Below are 542 nucleotides of genomic sequence, written 5' to 3'. Positions count from 1 at the left end.
CATCTTATCTACCTATATTCGCAATATCACCCCACCACCGGAGGCGTTATGATCGAATTTCTTACCAACCCTTGGGTGATCATCATTGTAGTCTTGAGTGTGATCATCGGGAACATTGCCGCTCTGAAGTACACCGCCAAAATGAAGTTCAACCAGATGGATAAAGGTCGCAAGAACGATTTGGATCGTTTAAATGAGCTAGATAAAGAACGCTACGGCGACGATGAAAGTAACAAGCACGAACAAAAATAAGCGGCTTTCTAGTCGCTCTTGCTAATTGAGTTAAGCATCTGAATGCTGTGATTTGGACTGTGCTCCGAGCAACAAAAAACGATCAAAAAAGGGACCGAATGGTCCCTTTTTACTTCAACTATCTAACTTACTCTTTCACCACCGCACCAAGAACTGGCACCAGCGATTTCAAGAACTCTTCTTCAACAGGTTTGCCTGATGAATCGGTAATGTTGATAGAAGTGCGGTTGCCCAAGTCCCCTAGCAAGAAGGTGTATTTACCTGCTTTTAGGTCGACTGGCTTCACGCCA

The 542-nt window shown here is 44.3% G+C and carries 2 protein-coding genes; one reads left to right on the top strand and one right to left on the bottom strand.

Going from position 1 to position 542, the window contains the following annotated elements; genetic code table 11:
* Positions 1–48: 48 nt before the first annotated feature.
* Positions 49–252 (top strand): DUF2897 family protein, encoded by a 204-nt coding sequence (locus R7Q11_RS28785; RefSeq protein WP_005494327.1) that lies wholly within the window; start codon positions 49–51, stop codon positions 250–252.
* 127 nt (positions 253–379) lie between these two features.
* On the opposite strand, the gene bamC is transcribed toward R7Q11_RS28785, so the two are convergent.
* On the bottom strand, positions 380–542 hold a 163-nt coding region (bamC, locus tag R7Q11_RS28780; RefSeq protein WP_140174040.1), incomplete at its 5' end, for an outer membrane protein assembly factor BamC.

Source organism: Vibrio sp. 970 (assembly GCF_033339075.1).
This window is presented reverse-complemented; position numbering and strand designations above follow the sequence as displayed.

Coding starts and splice junctions, on each gene's coding strand:
- R7Q11_RS28785 (WP_005494327.1), top strand. CDS start 49: ATGATCGAATTTCTTACCAACCCTTGGGTGATCATCATTGTAGTCTTG.